At 67.9% G+C, this 20,605-nt stretch carries 21 protein-coding genes; 3 read left to right on the top strand and 18 right to left on the bottom strand.

Annotated elements, in window-relative coordinates:
• Both VJ307_09355 and VJ307_09350 read left to right on the top strand, forming a co-directional pair.
• The coding region (locus VJ307_09355) for a branched-chain amino acid aminotransferase (protein HJX74348.1) at positions 1-789 on the top strand (789 nt) is incomplete at its 5' end.
• 49 nt (positions 790-838) lie between these two features.
• Positions 839-1,630 carry an SDR family oxidoreductase gene (locus VJ307_09350; protein HJX74347.1) on the top strand — a complete coding sequence of 264 codons (792 nt, stop codon included), beginning with the start codon at positions 839-841 and terminating at the stop codon, positions 1,628-1,630.
• Here the strand turns inward: VJ307_09350 and VJ307_09345 are convergent.
• From VJ307_09345 to VJ307_09325, 5 genes are read right to left on the bottom strand one after another with little or no spacing between them, the layout of a single operon-like run.
• Complete coding sequence (locus tag VJ307_09345; GenBank protein ID HJX74346.1) at positions 1,610-1,927, bottom strand: DUF167 domain-containing protein; 318 nt, start codon at positions 1,925-1,927, stop codon at positions 1,610-1,612. The genes VJ307_09350 and VJ307_09345 overlap by 21 nt on opposite strands.
• Positions 1,924-2,223, bottom strand: a complete 300-nt coding sequence (locus tag VJ307_09340; protein ID HJX74345.1) for a YggT family protein — start codon at positions 2,221-2,223, stop codon at positions 1,924-1,926. The genes VJ307_09345 and VJ307_09340 overlap by 4 nt, the downstream gene beginning before the upstream one ends.
• Positions 2,224-2,233: 10 nt before the next feature.
• Positions 2,234-3,040 (bottom strand): pyrroline-5-carboxylate reductase, encoded by an 807-nt coding sequence (gene proC / locus VJ307_09335; protein ID HJX74344.1) that lies wholly within the window; start codon positions 3,038-3,040, stop codon positions 2,234-2,236.
• On the bottom strand, positions 3,037-3,744 hold the full coding sequence (locus VJ307_09330) for a YggS family pyridoxal phosphate-dependent enzyme (protein ID HJX74343.1): 708 nt from the start codon (positions 3,742-3,744) through the stop codon (positions 3,037-3,039). Before VJ307_09330 ends, proC begins: the two co-directional genes overlap by 4 nt.
• Positions 3,741-4,367: a nucleoside triphosphate pyrophosphatase gene (locus VJ307_09325; GenBank protein ID HJX74342.1), complete on the bottom strand. Its 627-nt coding sequence runs from the start codon at positions 4,365-4,367 to the stop codon at positions 3,741-3,743. The genes VJ307_09330 and VJ307_09325 overlap by 4 nt, the downstream gene beginning before the upstream one ends.
• Positions 4,368-4,457: 90 nt before the next feature.
• On the opposite strand from VJ307_09325, the gene VJ307_09320 reads away from it, so the two are divergent.
• Positions 4,458-4,859: a secondary thiamine-phosphate synthase enzyme YjbQ gene (locus VJ307_09320; protein HJX74341.1), complete on the top strand. Its 402-nt coding sequence runs from the start codon at positions 4,458-4,460 to the stop codon at positions 4,857-4,859.
• Here the strand turns inward: VJ307_09320 and VJ307_09315 are convergent.
• Genes VJ307_09315 through VJ307_09255 form a run of 13 tightly spaced genes read right to left on the bottom strand, consistent with a single transcriptional unit; the run spans position 4,846 to position 20,603 of the window.
• Positions 4,846-6,597 (bottom strand): radical SAM protein, encoded by a 1,752-nt coding sequence (locus tag VJ307_09315; protein HJX74340.1) that lies wholly within the window; start codon positions 6,595-6,597, stop codon positions 4,846-4,848. The two genes, VJ307_09320 and VJ307_09315, sit on opposite strands and share 14 nt — an antisense overlap.
• Positions 6,594-7,760: a cell division protein FtsZ gene (gene ftsZ / locus VJ307_09310; GenBank protein ID HJX74339.1), complete on the bottom strand. Its 1,167-nt coding sequence runs from the start codon at positions 7,758-7,760 to the stop codon at positions 6,594-6,596. The genes VJ307_09315 and ftsZ overlap by 4 nt, the downstream gene beginning before the upstream one ends.
• 30 nt (positions 7,761-7,790) lie before the next feature.
• A complete protein-coding gene (gene ftsA / locus VJ307_09305; GenBank protein HJX74338.1) occupies positions 7,791-9,020 on the bottom strand; it encodes a cell division protein FtsA in 1,230 nt (409 codons plus the stop codon).
• Complete coding sequence (locus VJ307_09300) at positions 9,021-9,860, bottom strand: cell division protein FtsQ/DivIB (GenBank protein ID HJX74337.1); 840 nt, start codon at positions 9,858-9,860, stop codon at positions 9,021-9,023. It lies immediately after the preceding gene.
• Entirely contained in the window at positions 9,861-10,796 is a 936-nt protein-coding gene (locus VJ307_09295; GenBank protein ID HJX74336.1) for a D-alanine--D-alanine ligase, read from the bottom strand.
• Positions 10,789-11,676 carry a UDP-N-acetylmuramate dehydrogenase gene (murB, locus tag VJ307_09290; GenBank protein HJX74335.1) on the bottom strand — a complete coding sequence of 296 codons (888 nt, stop codon included), beginning with the start codon at positions 11,674-11,676 and terminating at the stop codon, positions 10,789-10,791. The genes VJ307_09295 and murB overlap by 8 nt, the downstream gene beginning before the upstream one ends.
• Positions 11,677-11,707: 31 nt before the next feature.
• Positions 11,708-13,075: a UDP-N-acetylmuramate--L-alanine ligase gene (gene murC, locus VJ307_09285; protein ID HJX74334.1), complete on the bottom strand. Its 1,368-nt coding sequence runs from the start codon at positions 13,073-13,075 to the stop codon at positions 11,708-11,710.
• A complete protein-coding gene (locus VJ307_09280; GenBank protein HJX74333.1) occupies positions 13,068-14,132 on the bottom strand; it encodes a UDP-N-acetylglucosamine--N-acetylmuramyl-(pentapeptide) pyrophosphoryl-undecaprenol N-acetylglucosamine transferase in 1,065 nt (354 codons plus the stop codon). The genes murC and VJ307_09280 overlap by 8 nt, the downstream gene beginning before the upstream one ends.
• Positions 14,107-15,288, bottom strand: coding sequence for a putative lipid II flippase FtsW (ftsW, locus tag VJ307_09275; GenBank protein HJX74332.1), 1,182 nt, complete (start codon positions 15,286-15,288; stop codon positions 14,107-14,109). Before ftsW ends, VJ307_09280 begins: the two co-directional genes overlap by 26 nt.
• Complete coding sequence (murD, locus tag VJ307_09270; GenBank protein HJX74331.1) at positions 15,285-16,631, bottom strand: UDP-N-acetylmuramoyl-L-alanine--D-glutamate ligase; 1,347 nt, start codon at positions 16,629-16,631, stop codon at positions 15,285-15,287. Before murD ends, ftsW begins: the two co-directional genes overlap by 4 nt.
• A gap of 1 nt (position 16,632) precedes the next feature.
• On the bottom strand, positions 16,633-17,709 hold the full coding sequence (gene mraY / locus VJ307_09265; protein ID HJX74330.1) for a phospho-N-acetylmuramoyl-pentapeptide-transferase: 1,077 nt from the start codon (positions 17,707-17,709) through the stop codon (positions 16,633-16,635).
• A 4-nt stretch (positions 17,710-17,713) separates the two neighbouring features.
• Positions 17,714-19,111, bottom strand: coding sequence for a UDP-N-acetylmuramoyl-tripeptide--D-alanyl-D-alanine ligase (murF, locus tag VJ307_09260; GenBank protein ID HJX74329.1), 1,398 nt, complete (start codon positions 19,109-19,111; stop codon positions 17,714-17,716).
• Position 19,112: 1 nt separating this feature from the next.
• A complete protein-coding gene (locus VJ307_09255; GenBank protein HJX74328.1) occupies positions 19,113-20,603 on the bottom strand; it encodes a UDP-N-acetylmuramoyl-L-alanyl-D-glutamate--2,6-diaminopimelate ligase in 1,491 nt (496 codons plus the stop codon).
• Between the last annotated feature and the right edge of the window lie 2 nt (positions 20,604-20,605).

The following is a 20,605-nucleotide window of genomic DNA, read 5'->3' as shown; positions in this document are numbered from 1 at the left end:
ATGAACCTGTCGGCGCGCCGCCTCTGCATGCCCCAGATCCCCGTGCAGGACGCCCTCGCGGCGGTCACCGCCCTCCTTTCCGTGGACCGGGGGTGGATCCCCGTCTCGCGCGGCACGTCGCTGTACATCCGCCCGACGATGATCGCCACCGAGCCCGGCCTGGGGGTCCGGCCTTCCGCGGAGTATCTCTTCTTCATCATCACCGGTCCCGTCGGGAGCTATTACGCGCGGGGGCTTGAGCCGGTCCGCATCCTGGTGGAAGAGACGTACGTGCGGGCGGCGAAGGGAGGGCTGGGGGAGGCGAAGGCCGGGGCCAACTACGCCGCCAGCCTCCTGGCGGCCAGAAACGCCAGGGAGAGCGGGTACGACCAGGTGCTCTGGCTTTCCGCCGACGGACGCGGGGAGGTGGAGGAGGTCGGCACGATGAACATCTTCTTCGTGATCGGGGACGAGATCGTCACGCCCCCCCTGTCCGGCTCCATTCTCCCGGGGGTGACTCGCGACTCCGTCCTGCGGATCGCGCAGGGGTGGGGGCTGCCCGTGTCCGAGCGGCGGATCGGCATGGAGGAGATCCGGCGTGCGGCGGCGGACGGCACCCTGCGCGAGGTGTTCGGGACCGGGACCGCTGCGGTGGTGTCCCCCGTCGGCGCGCTTCGCTACCGGGGGGAGGAGCTGGTGGTCAACGGGGGGGCGCCCGGGGAGATTTCCCGAAGGTTCTTCGACGAGATCACCGGGATCCAGTACGGAGAGATCGAGGACCGGTACGGGTGGGTGCGCCGGGTGGAGTAGCCCCGCCGTTTCCCGGGGTCGAGGCCCAGTTCAAGCCGGGAGGTGCGCGATGGATTTCGGGATACGGGGAAAGGCGGCGCTCGTGTGCGCGGGGAGCAGGGGGATCGGGCGGGCGTGCGCCGAGACCCTCTCCGCCGAAGGAGCCCGCGTGGCGGTCTGCGCGCGCGACGAGGAGACCCTCTCCCGCGCGGCGGCGGAGATCTCCGCGAAGACCGGGAGCCCGGTGCTTGCCGTCCGGGCGGACCTGACCCGGGGCGAGGAGATCGACGCGCTCTTCGCCCGGATCTTCGACGGCTTCGGCACGGTGCACATCCTCGTGAACAACGCCGGGCGCCCGCCCGCCTCCGGGTTTCTCGGGGCGTCGGACGAGGACTGGACGAGAAGCTTCCACCTGAATTTCCTGAGCGCGGCCCGGTGCATAAGGCATTGCCTCCCCTGGATGACCGCCCAGAAGTTCGGGCGCATCGTCAACCTCACCTCGTTCTCCGTCAAGCAGCCGATCGACAACCTGATCCAGTCCAGCGCGATCCGCAGCGCCGTGGTCGGCATGGCGAAGACGCTCTCCCGGGAGGTCGCCGAACACAACGTGACCGTGAACAACCTCTGCCCGGGATACGTGCTGACCGAGCGCCTCAAGTCGCTGATCGAGAGGCGGGCCGCGGAGAGCCAGGTCTCCGTGGAGGAGGCGATGGCCGCGGGGATCGCCGAGATCCCTGCGGGGAGATTCGGGACCCCCGGGGAAGTGGCCGCGCTCGTCGCGTTCCTCGCGTCGGAGCAGGCGTCCTACATCACCGGGGCGACGATCCAGGTCGACGGGGGGCTAATCCGGGGGTTGCTGTAGGCCGAGGCGGAGAAACAGGTCTTTCCGCGAGATCCCGGCGACGCGCACGACTTTCTTTCGGCCCCGCCGGCCGGAGACGATCTCCACGCGGGACCGGGGAACACCAAGCGACGCGGAGAGGAACCGGACGAGCGCCTCGTTGGCCCGGTTCTCCAGGGGAGGCGCGGTGAGACGGACGCGGACCGCGTCCCCGAACAGCCCCGCCACCCCTTCCCGCGAGGCGCGCGGCAGCACGTGGACCGTGACCGTCGAAAACTCCTCCCCCCGGCCGGCCTCCCGGACGGTCCTTCCGCTCACGGCATCCTCATCGCCAGGTCGAACAGGGTCCTCACGAGGAAGTACTGCAGGAACAGGATGGCGAGGATCGCGACCATGGGGGAGAAATCGATGCTTCCCGCCATCAGGGGGAACCTGCGCCGGAGCCAGGAGAGGACCGGCTCCGTGATCGAGTAGAGCGCCCGGACGATGGGGTTGTACGGGTCGGGGTTCACCCAGGAAAGGACCGCCCGGATGATGAGGATCCACATGTAGGCGGACAGGGCGATGTCCAGGATTTTCGCTACGGCGAACAGGAGGTTCTTCGCTACAAACATCGTGGTCTCCTTACGTGGAAAGTTCGCGGCATCTCTGCCAGGCGGCGAAGACCGCCGACAGCACCGTCCCCCGGAACGCCCCCATCTCGAGCGCCGCGATCCCCGCGGCCGTCGTCCCGCCGGGAGAAGTGACCATGTCCTTGAGCTCCCCGGGGTGCTTCCCCGTCGTCCGCACCATCCGGGCCGCCCCCTCCACGGTCGCCGCGGCGAGGCGGACCGCCTCCTCGCGCCCCATGCCGGCGCGGACCGCACCGTCGGCCAACGCCTCGATGAAGAGGAAGACGTAGGCGGGACCGGAACCGGAGAGCGCCGTGACGACGTCGAGCAATTCCTCGCGGGGGAACTCGGCCACCTCCCCGAAGGAGGAGAAGATCTTCCGGGCCCACTCCTTCTCTTCCCGCGGAACCCCCCGGACGAAGAACAGGCCGGTGCTCCCCATCCCCACCTGAGCCGGAGTGTTCGGCATCGCGCGGACGACGCGGGCGCCCTCCCCCAGGGCAGACAGGAAAGTCCGGGTCGGAACCCCCGCGGCGATCGTGACGAAGAGCTTGCCCTTCGTTTCACCCGCGCGGATCTGGCGGAGCACCTCTCCCACGCCTTGCGGCTTCACCGCGAAGACGATCGTGTCGCACTTCCGCAAGAGGTCCGCCATCCCTTTCGCGACGGAAACGCCGAACCTATGCCTAAGCTCCTTTCCCCGCTCCGGGCGGATCTCCAGGACGACCACTTCCCGGGGAGGGACGAGCTTCGCCGCAAGGATCCCCCGGATCATCGCCTCCCCCATGTTCCCCGCCCCGATGAATCCCAGTCCCTTCATCCCTCTCTCCTCGCCCGGCTCCCGAAGATCGCCGTGCCGACGCGGACCATCGTCGCGCCCTCCTCGATCGCCGCCTCGAAATCGTTGGACATCCCCATCGACAGCTCCGTCATCCCCGGCCCGGCCCCGCCCCGCGAAACACATTCCGCCAATAGTTCCCGGAGTCGGTCGAAATACGGCCTGCTCTCCTCGGGATCCTCCGTCCACGGGGGGATGGCCATCAGCCCCCGCAGGCGGAGCCCGGGAAGCCCCGGGGCGGCCTCGATCAGCGCGGGCAGCTCCTCCGGGATCAGCCCCGCCTTGGTTTGCTCCCCCGCGAGGTTCACCTCCAAAAGGACGGGCACGACCTTCCCGGCCTCGGTCGCGCGACGGGATATTTCCCCGAGGAGCGAGAGGGAGTCGACCGTCTGGATCCACGAGAAGAGCGCGACGGCCTTTTTCCCCTTGTTCCTCTGGAGTTTCCCGATCAGGTGCCACTCGGCGCCCGGGAAGGCGCGGATCTTTCCTTCCGCCTCCTGGACGTAGTTCTCCCCGAAGACGGTGAGCCCGGCCTCGAGGGCCTCTCCGATGCTCTCCGCCGGCTGGGTCTTCCCGACCGCCACCAGACGGATATTCTCCCCTTTTCGCCCGGATCTCCGCGCGGCCTCCTCGATCCTGTCCCGGACCCGAGCCGCGCGCTCCCGGATCGATTCCCCGGCGGTCATCCCCTCTCCGTATATCGGTACCAGCCGGGGCCCTCCCGGGAAACGGCGATGAGATTCGCCCGGAGGAGCATCCCGGCCACCCGGGTCATGGGAAGCCCGACGACGTTGGTGTACGACCCGACGATCCGGTCGATCAGCAGGTTGCCCGTCCCTTGCGCGGCGTATGCGCCGGCCTTGTCGGCCGCCTCCCCCGTCCGGAGATAGGCCGCGATCTCCCGGCGGGACAGCTCCCGGAAGCGGACGCGCGTCGTCTCGCAAGCCTCGTCCCAGTAGCCGTCCCGGAAGCGGAGAAGGCAGACCGCCGTGTGCACCCGGTGCTCCCTCCCCGCGAGCAGCCGGAGCATCCGGGCGCCGTCTTCCGGATCCTTCGGCTTCCCCAGGATCCTGCCGGAGACGACCACGATCGTGTCCGCCGCGAGGACGAACGAATCCGGGTTCCGTGCCGCCACCTCCTCCCCCTTCTCCCGGGCGGCCCGCCTGACGAAGCGCCGGGGGGCTTCCCCGGGCGCGGGAACTTCCTCGACCCGCGAGGGGACCACGCGGAACGGAATCCCCACCACGCGCATGAGCGCGTTGCGCCGGGGAGAGGAGGAAGCCAGTATCAACGCCGGAGGCGACGCCACGTCCACCCCATTATATCGGCAACCCCATTTCTTGACCCATCCAAACTTCCTGTGCTACAAGGAGAAAGCATCGTACCGACCGAGGAGCTCATGAGTCTCAAGACCATCACGGTCCGCACGGAAAATCCCCAGCAGCTGATCGACATCACCCACACCGCGCGGCTGATCGTACGGGAAAGCGGCATCACCCGGGGGGCCTGCCAGGTGTTCGTCCCGCACACGACGGCCGCGGTCACGATCAACGAGAACACCGACCCCAACGTGAAGCAGGACCTCCTCAACATCCTCGAAACGGCCGTTCCCTCGAAGGGAAGCTACCTCCACACCGAGGGGAACGCGCACGCCCACGCGAAAGCGAGCTTGATCGGCTCCTTCGTCACGGTGTTCATCGAGTCCGGACAGCTGGTTCTCGGCACGTGGCAGTCGATCTACCTCTGCGAGTTCGACGGGCCGAGGACCCGGAACGTCCTCTTCCGGGTCACCGCCGGATGATCCTCTCGTAGCGGGCCCGCAGCGCCCGCCGGGGAAGACCGCCCGCGATCACGTCCCAGGGAAACACCTCGTCCGCATCCTTCTCCCGGAACACGACCTCGGAAAGCGCGTCCCCGCGGGGAAGCCTGACCCGTCCCGTTTCCGCCTGCCGGAGAATCCCCTCGACGCGCCGGTCCGAAAGCCCCAGGTACCCCTGGAGGAGGGAGGATCGGGGGGAATCGGCGCGGACGCGCACGTTCGACAGGGACCGGATCCCCGCGGAGACTCCCTGCTGGCGGCGACGAAGATCTTCCTCCCGGGCCATGGGAGCCCACTGCAGCGGGGTGAAGGGCTTGGGCACGAAGGCGGACATCACCGCCGTGATCGTCCCCATCCGCCCGAGCGATTTCGCCTCGCGCAGCACCTCCCGGCGGAAGGCAGCGAGGAAGGCGACCGCTCCCTCCACCTCCTCCTCGACCCCGGCACCGGGAAGCCCGCAGAGGAAATAGAGCTTGAAGGAAACGATCCCGGCACGGGCCAGGGTCCGCCCGGCGGAGAAGAATACCCCGTCCGCGACCCCTTTCCCGATCCGCGCCCGAAGTTCCTCGCTGCCCGCCTCCGGCGCCAGGGCGACCGTCCTGTGGCCGCTTTCCGAAAGGATCCCGGCGATCTCGTCGTCCACGAGGTCCGCCCGGACGGAGGCGGGGGAGACCGCCCCGCCGCGGGAGAGGATCTCTTTCGAATAGTTCCGGAAGTGGCTCCAGTCGAGTACTGCCGCCCCGACGAGCCCGACCGTCTTTCGATGCGGCCAGAGGGCGTCCACGGTCGCGCGCACATGGGCCAAGGGAACCTCGCGGAAATCGGGGCAGGCGTGCGCGGCGGCGCAGAAGCCGCAACGCTTCGGGCAGCCGCGCGACGTCTCCACGAGCGTCATTCTCCCCAATTCGGCGTCCTCCGCGAGCACCGGGGGGATCGGGGGAAACTCCTCGAGGGAAACGGTCTCCCGGACGACCCGGGAAGGGAACCCGGGGAGGGGACGAAGCCCGCAAAGCCTGCCCGGGGTTTCCGGCCCGCTTCCTGCCGGGCGGACGTACTCGGGAACGTACCCGGCCGGCACGAACAGGCCGGGGATCGCGGCGAGCTCCCTGAGATACCCGTCGTCGGCGGGGCGGGGAGCTCCCAGGTCGAGGATCGATCCGACCGCCCTCTCCCCGTCCCCGATCACCACTGCGTCCGCCAGGGTCCCCGACGGCTCGGGGGACAGGGATGCCGCGAATCCCCCCGCCAGGACCAGCGGACGTTCCCGGCGCGCGGGAATCTTCCCGGCGCCCCGGGTTGCCCGGTCGGCCCGAAAGGGGGGAATCCCCCCGGCCGCAAGCAGCGCGGGGAGGTTCAGCAGGTCGTTCTCGTAGGAGAGAGAAAACGCTACGACGTCAAAATCGGAGAGCGTGCGGCTGCTCTCCAGGGTGGTGAGAGGGAGCCCGCGGCCGGCAGGCTCCCCCCGCGGCATCGGCCGCCTGCCGCCGCGCCGTAGGACTCTTCCTTCCGCCTCCCTCGGCAGGAATGTCCTCTCGCACACGGCGTCCGCCCGGGCGTTGATCCGGGCGTAAATCGTCAGGAACCCCAGGTTCGACATCGCCGCCTCGTACCGGTTCGGGTAGACGAGGGCGACCCGGAATCTTCCCCCCCACTCCTTGCGAACCGCCCCGATCTCGCGCGACAGGATCTCCTCGTGAAGCTTGCGGATCTCCCACGTCATGCGCCCGGCGGCCGCCGCCTGAGGAACGTCGGGATGTCGAACTCCTCGAGGCTCTCCTCCTCGATCGGCCTCTCGGCCACCGGGAGCGGATCGATCCGTTCCGGCTCCCTCGTCTGGGCGGCGCGCAGGAAGGTCGGCTTCTCCAGGTCCTCGCGCCCCACCAGCTTGATCGCGCGGCGCGGCGCCTTCCAGATGCTCTCGGCCACGCCCGACTCGAACCCGGTGGCGATCACGGTGACCTTCAGCTCCTCCCCCATCTCGTCGTCGATCACGGCGCCGAAGATGATGTTCGCCTCCTCGTCCGCCTCCTCCTGGATGAGCGTCGCGGCCTCGTGCACCTCGCTCATGGAGAGGGAGGGACCGGCCGTGATGTTGAAGAGGACCCCGCGCGCGCCCCGGATGGCCACATCCTCGAGGAGGGGGCTGGAGATCGCCTTCTCCGCGGCGGCCATCGCCCGGTTCTGGCCCGAGGCGCCGCCGGTGCCCATCAGGGCCACCCCGGAACCCGACATGATCGTCTTCACGTCGGCGAAGTCGAGGTTGATGTACCCGGGCTTGGTCACCAGCTCGGAGATCCCGCGCACCGCCTGGTAAAGGACTTCGTCGACCTTGCGGAACGCCTCCACGAACCGCATCTCCTTGCCGGCGATGAGAAGAAGCTTCTCGTTCGGGATCACGATGATGGTGTCCACGATGCCGCGGAGCTCTTTCAAGCCCATTTCCGCATACCTGCGCCGGGTGGCGCCCTCGAACGAGAAGGGGCGGGTGACCACCGCGACGGTCAACGCCCCCACCTCCCGTGCGACTTCCGCGATGACCGGCCCTCCCCCCGTGCCCGTGCCGCCGCCCAGCCCCGCGGTCATGAACACCATGTCGGCGCCCGAGAGGGCCTCGCGAAGGATGTCCCGGTCCTCCAGGGCCGCCTGGCGGCCGACGTCGGGGTTCGCCCCTGCGCCCAGCCCCTTGGTGAGCCTCGCGCCCAGCTGGATCTTCAGGGGTGCGAGATTTTTCGAGAGGGCCTGCGCGTCCGTGTTCGCGGCGATGAACTCCACGCCCGTCAAGCCCTCCTCGATCATCGTGTTGATCGCGTTCCCGCCTCCGCCGCCGAGCCCGAACACCTTGATGACCGCGTGGCACCGGTTTTCCTCTACGATCGTGAACATGTCTGCCTCCTTTTCGCCCCGCCTGATGTATTAGAAGAACTCCGATAAGATCCGCTTCACCCGAGCCATCCATCCGCCCTCGTCCTCCTCGCCCGCTTTGGACACGCCGCTCTCCGCCAGCTTCGCCCCGTAGAGGGTAAGCCCCACCCCCGTGGCGAACGACCCGCTGTTCACCAGATCCACCCTCCCGCCGACCCCGATGGGGACCCCGCGCCGGACGGGCAGGTGAAAGACCCGTTCCCCCAGTTCGGGCAGGCCGTCCAGCCGGGAGCCGCCGCCCGTCAGGACGATCCCCGCCCCGAGCATCTCCTCGAACCCCGAGCGCAGGATCTCCTTCCGGAGAAGAGTGAAGATCTCCTCCGCCCGGGGCTCGATGATCTCGCTCAGGTATTGCCGCCGGATCGGCCGCGGCTGGCGGCCCCCCACCCCCGGCAACTCCACGAGTTCGTCCCGCCGCACCTTCTGGATCGCGGCGCACCCCGAGGCGATCTTCAGGGATTCGGCGTCCGCCGCGGGGATCCGGAGCCCCACCGCCACGTCGGCGGTGATGTTCCCGCCTCCCAGCGCAAGGACGAAGGTGTGGCGCAGCGCCCCGTCATAGAAGATGGCCATGTCGACGGTCCCTCCGCCGAAGTCCAGGAGCGCCACGCCCACCTCGCGCTCCTCCGGGGTCAGCACGGCCTCCGCGGAAGCCAGCGGGGAGAGCACGATGTCGACGATGTTGATCTCGGCCTTCTCGACGCACCGAACGAGGTTCCGCGTGCTGGGCAGGTCGTCGGTCACCACGTGCACCCGCGCATCCAGGCGGATCCCCGTCATGCCGCGGGGGTCCTTGATCCCGGGCATGTCGTCGACGATGAATTCCTGGGTCAGGACATGCAGGATCTCCCGGTCCGCCGGAAGCTCCACCGCCTTGGCCAGCTCGAGGACCCGCCCCACGTCCGTGTCGGTCACTTCCCGCTCGTTCCGCACGGAGACGGCCGCATGGCTGTTGAACGACTTGATCAGGGGGCCGGACACGCCGACCAGCGCGGAAACAACCGGGAGGCCCGTCATCTTCTCCGCCTCGGAGACGCTCTGCGAGATCGACTTGACGGTCGCGTCCACGTTGACCACGGACCCCTTGCGCATCCCCTCCGTCGGGCAGATCCCCATGCCGAGGATTTCCACCCCCCCGGGGGTCTTCCTCGCAACGACCGTTGCGACCTTGCTCGATCCCACATCCAGGCCGGCGATCACCGGCCCCGCCGAAGGTTCCATCTACTCCCCCGGCCGCACGAAGATGCGGCCCTCTGTTTTCAGGTCGACGACCCCCTTCGATTGGCCCAGGCTCGCCAGCTTCGGCATCGCCTCCTCCACCCGCTGCATCGCCTTGGAAAATTCCATCGTCCCGATCTTCAGCTGGAGCCCGAAGTCCCGGGTCACCAGCGTGTACCCGTCCTGGGCGTCGAAGTGGACCTCCGAGATGTTCCGGCGCAGGACGCCCGCTTCCGCGTGATGCAGAAGGTCGATCGTCTTCTTCAGGTTCCGGATCGTGACCGGGTCCTTCGCCGCCAGGTCCCCCCGCGAAAAACCGGTGAGGATCGGAAGGTTCTTCGCGTCGTACGCGGTCAAGCGCTTGAAGATGGATCCCTGCTCATCCACGTAGTAGAGAGCGTCCAGGTTGATCATCGCGACCGGCTCCCGTTCCTCGATGTGCACGACGAGCTTGTCCGGGAACGCCTTCCGGACGGCCACTTCCCGCGCGAACGGGTGGGACAGGATCCGCCGGCCGATCTCCTCCTTGGAGAGCGACCAGATGTTTCCCCGGGCGACCCCCTTGAGCATCCCCGAGATCTCGTCTTTCGACACGTGGTCGCACGGGTTCATGTCGACGACCCGCACCGAGAAGATGGCGGAGCGTCCCAGCCAGGTGTAGGCGGCCGCCCCCGCCGCCCCCAGGAGGAGGAAGGCCAGCACCGCGGCGATGATCGGGATCGAACGCCGGAATTGGGTCCGGCCGGGGGTTTCCTCCTTCCCCTTTTTCTTCTTCCTGCGCGCCGCGTGCGGACGCTTCCGCTTCCCGAGCGACTTCTTGTGGTATGCCTTGTACTCGATCATCTACTTGGACAACCCCGCATCGTCCAGGATCTCCTCGACGAGGTCCTCGAAGGAAATCCCGTCGAAGCGGGCCGCTTTCGGCAACAGGCTCGTTTCCGTCATTCCCGGGATCGTGTTCGCCTCCAGGAAGAAGAGGTTCCCCGCGGGGTCGACCCGGTAATCGATCCTTGCCGCGCCCCGCAGCGACAGGGCGGAAGCCGCCATCCGCGTGAACTCCGCCGCCCGCTGGAGGATGTCGCGGTCCATCGGGACGGGGATCACGTACTCCGTCTGGCCGACCGTGTACTTGGAATGGTAGTCGTAGAATCCCGAGCCGGACTTCGGCACGATCTCGATGGCGGGGAGGACCCGTCCGTTCACGATCCCCACCGTGATCTCCCTCCCCGGCACGTAGTCCTCGACCAGCACCCGGGGGTCGTACTTCCCCGCCTCGGCCATCGCCCCCTCCCATCCGCCGATATCGCGGACTACGCTGATCCCCACCGTGGATCCTTCCCGGTCCGGCTTCACCACCAGAGGGAAGCCGAACGCCGGCGGGGCGGGGGCGGCAAGCGCCTCCCCCTCGAAAACGGCGTCCTGCGGACAGGGGACCCCCGCGGCGGCGACGACCCGTTTGGCCAGAACCTTGCTCATCGAGACGGCGGAGGCGGCGACGCCCGATCCCGTATACGGCACGCGGGCAAGCTCCAGGGCTCCCTGGATGCATCCGTCCTCCCCCAGCCGGCCGTGGAGGGCGACGAAGGCGACGTCGATCTTCGCTTCCCGGATCGCCCGCAACCAATCCCCCCGGATGTCGATCTCGGACACGCCATATCCCCTCCGGCGAAGGGCCTGCGCGGCGGCTCCCCCCGTCCGGAGCGACACCTCGCGCTCCGAGGACTCCCCGCCGAGGAAGACCCCCACCGTCTTCCCCCGGAACCTGCCCTTCTCACTCATCCGCGATTCCCCACATCTTCACCTCGGTCGCCAGCGTGACGTTCGCAAGATTCCGCACCGCCTCCCTCCCCCGCGCGATGAGCCGCAGGACATCGGACGCGCCGGCCCGCCCCCGGTTGACCATGAAATTGGCATGCTTCTCCGAAAACATCGCGTCTCCCTCGCGGGCCCCCTTCATCCCCGCCCGCTCCAGCAGGGATGCCGCCCTCTCGCCCCCGGGAGGGTTCCGGAAGGTGGAGCCGAACGTCCTCTCCCCCCAGGGCTGGCAGGCGCGGCGTCTTTCGTTGAATCCCTTCATGCGGGCGAACGCCTCATCGGAATGGCCCGGGCGAAGCCGGAAACCGGCGCGGACGATGATCCCCGCGACGGGGTACTCCGCCGTCCGGTAGGAGAAACCGATCTCCCCCGCCGCGACGCGGTGAAGGTTCCCCCCGTCATCCACGATCTCCACCCACTCGACGATCTCCCCGATGGACCGTCCGTACGCCCCGGCATTCATCGTCAGCGCTCCGCCCACCGTCCCCGGGATCCCCCCCAGCTCTTCGGCGCCGGAGAGGGAGGACAGGGCGCACAGGACCGCGAACCTCGGAAGCATCACGCCCGCGTCGGCGACCACCGCTCCCCCCGGGGCGAAGAGGACCTTTCCCATGTTCTTCTTCAGACAGATCACCGTGCCGCGAATGCCGCCGTCCGACACGAGGAGGTTGCTGCCCGCTCCCAGCGCCCTCACCTCCCGGTTCGCGCCCCGCTCCGCCGCGAGGACCTCCTGGACCTCCTTCCCCGAGTGCGGAAAGACGATCCGCTCGGCCGGCCCTCCGATCCTCACGGTGGTGAACTCCCGCATCCTGGCGCCGAACACCTCCTCGACCTTGCCCATCATCCCTCCCCGCCGGCCTTGCCTCTCCCGTCCCTCAGGCGGATACCACGCCCTCTGCCAGTTTCCAGACATCTCCGGCCCCCATGGTCAGAAATATGTCGCCCGGTTGCAGCCGGGGGAGAATCCGCCCTGCGGCTTCCCCTGCCTTCCCCGCGAAAAAGACCGCCTTGTGCCCGTGGTCCCGTATCGCCTCGCAGAGCCGCTCGCCCGAGGCCCCCGGGATCGGTTCCTCCCCCGCGGGGTAGACCTCGAAAACGAAGAGCAGGTCCGCATCGTGGAACGCGGAGACGAACTCCTGGAAAAGGGCGTGCGTCCGGGAGTACCGGTGCGGCTGGAAGCCGACGACGATCCGGCGGGAGGGCCACACCTCCCGGGCGGCGGAAAGCGTCGCGCGGATCTCCGCGGGGTGATGCCCGTAATCGTCCACGACCGTCACGCCTTCCCGCTCTCCCTTGATCTGGAACCTCCTGTGCACTCCCCGGTAGTCGGCCAGCCCTTCCCGGATCTTGTCGAAGGGGATCCCCAGCTCCGAAGCGACCGCCACCGCGGCAAGCGCGTTGCTCACGTTGTGGCGGCCGGGTGCGGAAAGCAAGACCTCGCCGAGGATCTCGCCGCGGCGGACCACCCGGAAGCGGTTCGCCATCCCCTCGGGCGAGACCCCGTCGGCCCGGTAATCCGCCTGCGGGGAAAAGCCGTAGGTGACGTACGTCTTCTGAAGCGCGGGGATGAGCTCCTGGACATTCGGGTGGTCCACGCACAGGACGGCGAACCCGTAGAAGGGAACCTTGTTGAGGAAGTGGAGAAAAGTCTCCTTGATCTGCCCGATTCCCGAGTAGTAGTCGAGGTGCTCGGCATCGATGTTGGTCACCACCGCCACGGTGGGGGAGAGTTTCAGGAACGACCCGTCGCTCTCGTCGGCCTCGGCCACCAGGAAATCCCCGGACCCGAGCTTCGCGTTGGAGCCGAGGCTGTTGAGCTTCCCCCCCACCACGGCGGTCGGGTCCCACCCGGCCGTCGCGAGGAGGGTGGCCACCATCGAGGTCGTGGTCGTCTTGCCGTGCGTTCCCGCGATGGCGATCCCGTATTTCATCCGCATGAGTTCGGCAAGCATCTCCGCCCGGGGGATGACCGGGATCTTCCTGCGATGCGCCTCGATCACTTCCGGGTTGTCCGGACGGACGGCCGAGGAGACCACCACCACGTGGCCGTCCTCCGGGATGTTGGCGGCCGCGTGCTCCCCCCGGATCTCCGCTCCGAGACGGGCAAGCCGCTCCGTGGTGTCCGAGAGCCGAAGGTCCGATCCGGTGACGCGGTAGCCGAGGTTCAGGAGGAGCTCGGCAATCCCGCTCATCCCGATCCCGCCGATCCCGACGAAGTGGATGCGCAGTCCTTTCCTATACACCCCCGGCCTCTCCTTTCCCCAGTTCGCGCAGCGCCGACCGGATGATCTCCGCGGCCGCGTCCGGCCGGGAGAACCGCGCAGCCCCCTCCTCGGCCGCCTTTCTTCTCGCGGGATCCCCCGCCCAAAGGGAAAGCGTCTCCCGCACCTTCCCCACGGACGCCTGCTCCTGCCGCATCCAGACCCCGCCCCCTCCCGCGCAGAACTCCTCGGCGTTCTTTTCCTGGTGGCGATCGGCGGCGAAGGGGTACGGGACCAGCACGCACGGTTTGCCGAAGAGGGCGGCTTCGGCGATGGAGAGAGCCCCGGCCCGCATCAGGACCGCGTGGCAGCGTGCGAACCAATCCCCGATCCGCTCCGTGAAGGGGAACGGCTCGATGGGGAGTCCCTCCTCCCGGACGATGCCCTCCACGGCGGCGAACTCCCGTTCCCCGGTCTGGAGGAGGAACCGCATTTCGCCTCCCCCGCCCTTCACCTCCCGTCCCAGGCCGAGCACGAGCTCGTTGATCGCCCTCGCCCCCTGGGATCCCCCCATCGCGAAAACGGTGAAGGGGGAGGGGGAGGGGAACCGTTTCCGGGACTCGGCGGCCGCTTCCACGATCTCCCGGCGGACGGGGTTCCCGGACACCGAGGCCCTTCCCGGGGGAAAGTACGGGACCGCCTCCCCGAACCCCGTGTATACCCGCCTGGCCATCCTCCCGAGCATCCGGTTCGATCTGCCGGGGACGGCGTTCTGTTCCTGCAGAAAAAGCGGGATCCCCATGGCCGCCGCCGCCAGCGACACGGGCACGGAGGCGTACCCGCCGACCCCGAACACCAGGCCGGGGCGCCTGCGGCGCAATACCCGGAAGGAGACGAAAAGCCCGCCGATCATCCTGGCCACCCCCGTAAGCCCCCCCGCCCCGCGGCCCCGGACCTGCCCCGAGGAGACGAAATCGATCCCGATCCCCCGGGACGGCACCGCCTTCGCCTCGAGCCCTCCCTCCGTCCCGACGAAGGAGACGGATCCTCCCGGGGAGAGAGCGAGAAACGCCTCAGCAAGCGCTATCCCCGGGAACACGTGCCCGCCGGTTCCCCCGCCTGCGATCAACAGGTTCAGCGACAAATCCTTCCGCTCCTTTCATCGAGATGTTCGTGAGGACCCCGATCGCCGCCAGATGAAGAATGAGCGAGGATCCCCCGTAGCTCAGGAACGGCAGGACCATCCCCTTCGGCGGGAGCATCTTCAGGCCCACCATCATGTTCGCGAGGGCCTGCACGCCGATCACGGTAGACACCCCCATCGCGAGGTACTTCCCGAACGGATCGCGGGCGCGCCGGCCGATCCGGAACCCGACCCAGACGAGCGTCATGAAGCAGGCCCCAACCGCGACGACTCCCGCGAACCCGAGCTCCTCCCCGATGACGGAGAAGATGTAGTCCGTGTGCATCTCCGGGAGATAAAAGAGCTTCTGTTTCCCGGCCCCGATTCCCGTCCCGAGAAGGCCTCCGTTCGAGAAGGCGATCAGGGACTGCACCACCTGGTATCCCGCCGCCTGCGCCTGGGAAAACGGATCGAAGAAGGCCGAAAGGCGCGCCATCCGGTACGGTTTCGCGGCGATCGCGACGATCCCCCCCGCAACCCCCAGGACTCCGCATCCCGCAAGCAGTTTCCACGGGAATCCGGCGATGAACAGCAGCGCCAGGAACGACGCGGTGATGACCACCGCCATGCCGAAGTCCGGCTCCTTGAGGATCAGCCCCATGAAGACCGCAAGCGCCGCAAGCATCGGGAGGAACGCCCGCCCGCCCTCGCGGAAGTTCTCCCCCCTCCGGTCGACGGCGTAGGCCGCATAGGCAAGGAGGGAGAACTTGGCAAGCTCGGAAGGCTGGAAGGTGAAGATCCGGAAGTTGATCCACCGGGACGCGCCGTTGACCGTGTGCCGGAACCCGGGAACGAAAACGAGGACGAGGAGCACGAGGGTCCCCCCCAGGAAGAGCAGGATGTGCCGACGAAAGATGTCGTAGTCGACCCGGGAGAGGAAAAGGGCCAGGGAGGCTCCCAACGCGAGGAAGAGAACCTGCCGCTTGAAATAGTACGCGGCGTCGTGCCCGAGCCGGTCGGACGCTCCCGCGGTCACCGACGAGGCGCTGTACACCATCACGGCTCCCAGTCCCACCAGGATCAGCGTGCAGAGAGTGAGGATCAGGTTCTCGTGCCGTTTCCCGATGTTCATTCCGGCAACCTCCTCACCGCCTCCCGGAACGCCTCGCCGCGCTCCTCGAAATTGCGGAACATGTCGAAGCTCGAACAGGCCGGGGAGAGCACCACGACATCGCCTTCCCGCGCGCACTCCGCGGCCTGACCGACCGCCTCGTCGAGGGAGCCGGCCAGCAGGATGGGCACCGACCCCATGAGTTCCCGCTTCATTCTTCCCTGCGCCTCCCCCAGGAGGATTGCCGCCCGGGCTTTCCGCCCCAGGGGATCCCGAAGGGGCCGGAAATCCACCCCCTTGTCCTTCCCGCCGGCGATGAGAATCACGGGCTCGGAAAACCCCTCCAGGCATTTGAGGACCGCGCCGACGTTGGTCCCTTTCGAGTCGTTGAAGAAGGAGACCCCGCGCACTTCCCGGACGAACTCCACGCGGTGCGGAAGCCCGGCGAAGGCCGAAAGGCCCTCCCGGACGGCGTCGGACGGGATCCCCATGCGGCGTGCCGCCCCGATCGCCGCCATGGCGTTCTCCACGTTCTGAAGCCCCCGCACCTGGAGGAGCGACGTCTTGTACCTCTCCTCGACGGAGCCGTCCCGGTGGACCATCTCCTCCCCGTCCCGGAACACCCCCGTCGTGAGCGGCCGGGAGAGGGAGAACGGGATCCTCGCGGAGCGGACCTGCGCGATCCGTGCGGACACCTCCCGGTCTTCGTCATTCACGACGGCGGCATCGGCCGGATCCTGGTTCCGGAAGATCGCCATCTTCGCGGCGGCATAGGAAGCGAAATCGGGATACCGGTCGCGATGGTCCTCCGTGATGTTCAGCAGAACGGCCACGGCGGGCCGGAAGGCGTCGATCGTCTCCAGCTGGAAGCTGGACACCTCCACCACGGCCCAGTCGTACGGGTCGTCCGCCGCGCTGGCGAAGGGGGTCCCCAGGTTCCCCCCGACGAAGACCCGGGGGAAGGCCCGCGACGCCATGTCGCCCAGGAGCGTTGTGACCGTCGACTTGCCGTTCGTCCCCGTCACGGCGGCCACTTTCCCGGGGAACCGGCGAAAGGCGAGCTCCAGTTCCCCCCACACGGGGGTCCCGGACCGGGCCAGCTCCGGGAGGGGGAGCTTCTCCCGCGGGACCCCGGGGGAGAGGATCACGAGATCCGTCCCCGGCGCCTCCTTCTCGGTCATCCTGCCGCGGACGAAAGCGATCTGCGGCGGTACGGGATGCCCGAGAGACCGCTCCACGTCCTCCTTCGGGCGCTCGTCGAGCAGCGTGACCCGGGCACCTTCGCGCAGGAGGAGGAGGGCCGAGGCAAACCCCGATACCCCGGCCCCGATCACGAACGCGTTCTTCCCGCCGAAGGATTCCATCTCACCGGATCTTGAGCGTGCTGATGGCCAGCAGCGCCAGGATGATCGATATGATCCAGAACCGGACGATGATCTTGGGCTCCGCCCACCCCTTCAGTTCGAAATGGTGATGCACCGGCGCCATCCGGAAGATCCGCTTCCGGGTGGTCTTGTAGGAGAAGACCTGGAAGATCACCGAGAGGGCTTCCATCACGAACACCCCCCCCACCAGGACCAGGACGATCTCCTGCTTCACCATCACGGCTACGACGCCCAGCGCGGCGCCCAGGGACAGCGAGCCGGTGTCCCCCATGAACACCTGGGCGGGATAGGTGTTGAACCAGAGAAACCCGATGCCCGCCCCGGCCATGGCGCCGCAGAAGATGGTGAGCTCCCCCGCCCCCGGCACATACGGGATCTGCAGGTAGTTCGCGATCTTCACGTGCCCGGTGAGATAGGCGAACAGCATGTAGGTCCCGGCGGCGATGATGGAGGGCCCGACGGCAAGCCCGTCGAGACCGTCGGTGAGGTTGACGGCGTTCGACGCCCCCACGATCACGAGGATGATGAACGGAATGTAGAAGATCCCCAGTCTCGGGTTGATCTTCTTGAAGAAGGGAATGCTCACCTTGTCCTGGATCCCGATGTCCATGTAGATCAGCGTCGCCGCGATCCCGGCGAGGAGGATCTGGCTGGTGAATTTGGCCTTCGCGCTCAGGCCCTTCGCATCCTTCCGGATGACTTTCTTGTAGTCGTCGAGGAAGCCGATCGTCCCGTACCCGACGGTCACAAATACCGCGATCCAAATGTAGGGGTTCGAGAGGTTCGCCCAGAGCAGGGTCGGGATCACGACGGCCAAGACGATCAGGAGCCCCCCCATCGTCGGCGTCCCTTCCTTCGCCAGGTGCCTCTCCGGCCCGTCCCTCCGGATAATCTGCCCGATCTGGTGGGAGCCGAGCTCGCGGATGAGCCACGGCCCGAGGACGAAGCACAGAAGCAGCGCCGTGATCGCGGCGTAGATCGTGCGGAACGTGATGTACCGGAACACGTTGAAAAACGAATAGTCCACGTGCAGCGGGAAGAGAAGATGGTACAGCATCGAACTAGGCCCACTCCTTTTCCACGGCTTCGGCGATCTCCTCGAGCCGCATCCCCCGGGATCCTTTGACCAGGATGACGTCCCCTTCCCGCAACGCGGCCGTCACCGCCCCGCGCAGCGCATCCCGTTCCCCGACGTGCATGATCCGGCCGGGGTCCAGCCCGCCCTCCCTCGCGCCGCCGGCGATCGCCGCCGCCTCGGTTCCGTGGGTGAACAGGAGGTCCGGCTTGATCCCCCCCACCATATGCCCGATCCGGAAATGGGAGGAGCCGGACGCCTCTCCCAGTTCGAGCATGTCCGCCAGGACCACGATGCATCGCCGCCCCCGCCGGAGAGCCACCAGGTTCCGCAGGGCCGCCTCCACGGAGGCGGGGTTCGCGTTGTAGGTGTCGTCCAGGAGCAGCCCCCCTCCCCGCAGGGGGACGGGGCGGAATCTCCCGCGGCCGGGCGCCACGGAACGGAACCCCTCCTCCATATCCGCCGGGCGCAAGCCCAGGGCGTACGCGGCGGCAACGGCGGCCAACGCGTTCATGAGGTTGTGCTCGCCCGTGAGGCGGAGGGAGGAGGCGAACTCCCCGGAAGGGGTCCGGACCGCGATCCGCATCCCCTCGTCGTCCATGAACACCACCCGCCCCGAGATTTCGTTGAGCGCGACGCCGTAGTGGATCTTCGCTGCCCGGCAGCGCCCGGCCTCCCGCATCACCCGCAGGTCCGTCGCATTCACCACCGCCGTCCCCGATTCGGGCAGGGACCGGTACAGATCCCCCTTCTCCCGGGCCACCCCCTCGAGGCTTCCGAGCCCCTTCAGGTGGGCGGGCGCGATGTTGGTGAGGACCGCCACGTCGGGAGCGGCGATCGACGCAAGCCGGGCGATCTCCCCGGGCTGGTTCGTCGCCATCTCCAGCACCGCGACGTCGTGATCCCCGGAGAGCGTGAGCAATGCGAGCGGCAATCCGATCAGGTTGTTGCGATTCCCGGGATTTTTCAGGACCTCTTTGCTCCGGGAAAGCAGCGCCGCGAGCAATTCCTTGGTGGATGTCTTTCCGGAGCTTCCCGAGATCCCCACGAGGGGAATGTGACGGAACCGCTCCCGATGCGCTCTGGCCAGATCCCCCAGCGCCTCGACGGGGTTGCGAACGACGAACACCGGCTTTCCGGCGAGAACCTCGCTGGGGACCTTGCGCGCACCCTCCTCCGACACGATCGCCGCCCGCGCCCCCTTTCGGATCGCCTCCTCCACGAAGTCGGCGCCGTCGACCCGCTCGCCGGGGAGAGCGACGAAGACGCCCCCGGGCGTAACTTCCCTGCTGTCGGTGGTCACGGGACCGATGGGATCCCGGGTGGAAATCTGCCCTCCGCCCCGCAGCGGGTGCAGGACCCCGATCACCTCCCCAAGCGTCAACCTACTCCCCACCGGCCAGGATCGTTTTGACCGTTTCCCTGTCGTCAAACGGCAGGCGCCGGTCCCCGATGAGCTGAACATTCTCGTGTCCTTTCCCGGCGATCGCGACCGTGTCCCCCCTCCGGGCGATGGCGAGCGCCCGCGCGATGGCCGATTTTCTGTCCGGGATAACCTCGAAATATCCCTCTTCCCATGAGACGGGCCCCCGGGCCTGGAGAAACCCTTCCGCGACGATTCCCGGAACGATGCCCGCAAGGATCGCCCCGGGGTCCTCGCTCCGGGGGTTGTCGGAGGTGACGATCACCACGTGGGACCGAAGTGCCGCAATCCTTCCCATCCGGGGCCGTTTCGCCCGGTCCCGGTCCCCTCCGCAACCGAAAACGGTGATCAGCCTGGCCTCGGCAAGCCCCCCGAGGGCGGTGAGAAGGCGGTCGAGGCCGTCGGGAGTGTGGGCGTAATCCACGAACACGTGGAGGCCGCGGTCGTTGGGAATCGTCTCGATCCTCCCGGGGATCGCCGGCAGTTTCTCCACCCCTTCGCGGATCGCCCCGGGAGGGACGCCGAGCAGAATCGCCCCGCAGACGGCTGCCATGATGTTCGATGCGTTGTAGTCTCCGATGATCCTCGCCCGGAGATCGAGAGGCCCCACGGGGGTGGAAAGGGAGAGGGAGGTCCCCTCCCATCCCATCTCCACCGAGAGGGGATACACCGCCCGCTCCCGGGAAAAGCCGAAGGTCAGGGCGGCCGGAAACTCCCGCGCCAGCCTCGCCCCGTACGGGTCGTCCGTGTTGAACGCCATTCCCCCCATCTTCCCCCCCGCCGGGAGAAAATAGCGGAAAAACCGGGCCTTGGCATGGAAGTACGACTCCATGTCCCCGTGGAAGTCGAGGTGGTCGTGCGACAGATTCGTGAACAGCCCCGCGTCGAACCGCACCCCCTCGATCCTTCCCTGCGCCGTGCTGTGAGACGACACTTCCATCACGAGGTGGCTTGCCCCCCCGGACAGCGCCCCCGCCATCACCTCCTGGAGCTCGTGGGGAAAGGGCGTGGTCAGCCCCGACCGGAGAACCTTCCCGGCCAGGCGGTAATTGATCGACCCGATCACGGCCGTCTTTTTCCCCGCGGCATCGAGGATCGATTCGAGAAGGTAGGTGACGGTCGTCTTCCCGTTGGTCCCCGTCACGCCGATCACCGTGAGCGCTGCCGACGGATCGCCGAAAAAGCGGACCGCCACGACGGGGAGGGCCGCCGACGTCGACGCGACCCGCACGCAGGGCAGCGGGGGGTGAGAAACCTCCTGTTCCACGAGGGCGGTCGCCGCGCCCGCCCGAACCGCCGCGGCGAGAAAGGAATGGCCGTCCGCATGATGGCCGGGGAGGGCAACGAACAGGTCCCCGGGGCGGGTCATGCGGGAGTCGATGGAAATGCCGCCTATCTCGAGCGATCCGAGAGAATTCTCAACCGGTGTGATCCCCGCGAGGACATTCGCCAATC

The sequence above is a fragment of the Candidatus Deferrimicrobiaceae bacterium genome, from assembly GCA_035256765.1.
Taxonomy (GTDB): Bacteria; Desulfobacterota; Deferrimicrobia; order Deferrimicrobiales; family Deferrimicrobiaceae; genus CSP1-8.
The sequence above is the reverse complement of the archived record's forward strand: the minus strand, read 5'-3'. Positions and strand labels throughout refer to the sequence as shown.

Bases quoted from the DNA above. Each gene is read 5' to 3' on its own strand.
- VJ307_09350 (HJX74347.1), top strand. From the start codon at position 839: ATGGATTTCGGGATACGGGGAAAGGCGGCGCTCGTGTGCGCGGGGAGC.
- VJ307_09340 (HJX74345.1), bottom strand. From the start codon at position 2,223: ATGTTTGTAGCGAAGAACCTCCTGTTCGCCGTAGCGAAAATCCTGGAC.
- proC (HJX74344.1), bottom strand. From the start codon at position 3,040: ATGAAGGGACTGGGATTCATCGGGGCGGGGAACATGGGGGAGGCGATG.
- VJ307_09330 (HJX74343.1), bottom strand. From the start codon at position 3,744: ATGACCGCCGGGGAATCGATCCGGGAGCGCGCGGCTCGGGTCCGGGAC.
- VJ307_09320 (HJX74341.1), top strand. From the start codon at position 4,458: ATGAGTCTCAAGACCATCACGGTCCGCACGGAAAATCCCCAGCAGCTG.
- VJ307_09315 (HJX74340.1), bottom strand. From the start codon at position 6,597: ATGACGTGGGAGATCCGCAAGCTTCACGAGGAGATCCTGTCGCGCGAG.
- ftsZ (HJX74339.1), bottom strand. From the start codon at position 7,760: ATGTTCACGATCGTAGAGGAAAACCGGTGCCACGCGGTCATCAAGGTG.
- ftsA (HJX74338.1), bottom strand. From the start codon at position 9,020: ATGGAACCTTCGGCGGGGCCGGTGATCGCCGGCCTGGATGTGGGATCG.
- VJ307_09300 (HJX74337.1), bottom strand. From the start codon at position 9,860: ATGATCGAGTACAAGGCATACCACAAGAAGTCGCTCGGGAAGCGGAAG.
- VJ307_09295 (HJX74336.1), bottom strand. From the start codon at position 10,796: ATGAGTGAGAAGGGCAGGTTCCGGGGGAAGACGGTGGGGGTCTTCCTC.
- murB (HJX74335.1), bottom strand. From the start codon at position 11,676: ATGATGGGCAAGGTCGAGGAGGTGTTCGGCGCCAGGATGCGGGAGTTC.
- ftsW (HJX74332.1), bottom strand. From the start codon at position 15,288: ATGAACATCGGGAAACGGCACGAGAACCTGATCCTCACTCTCTGCACG.
- murD (HJX74331.1), bottom strand. From the start codon at position 16,631: ATGGAATCCTTCGGCGGGAAGAACGCGTTCGTGATCGGGGCCGGGGTA.
- mraY (HJX74330.1), bottom strand. From the start codon at position 17,709: ATGCTGTACCATCTTCTCTTCCCGCTGCACGTGGACTATTCGTTTTTC.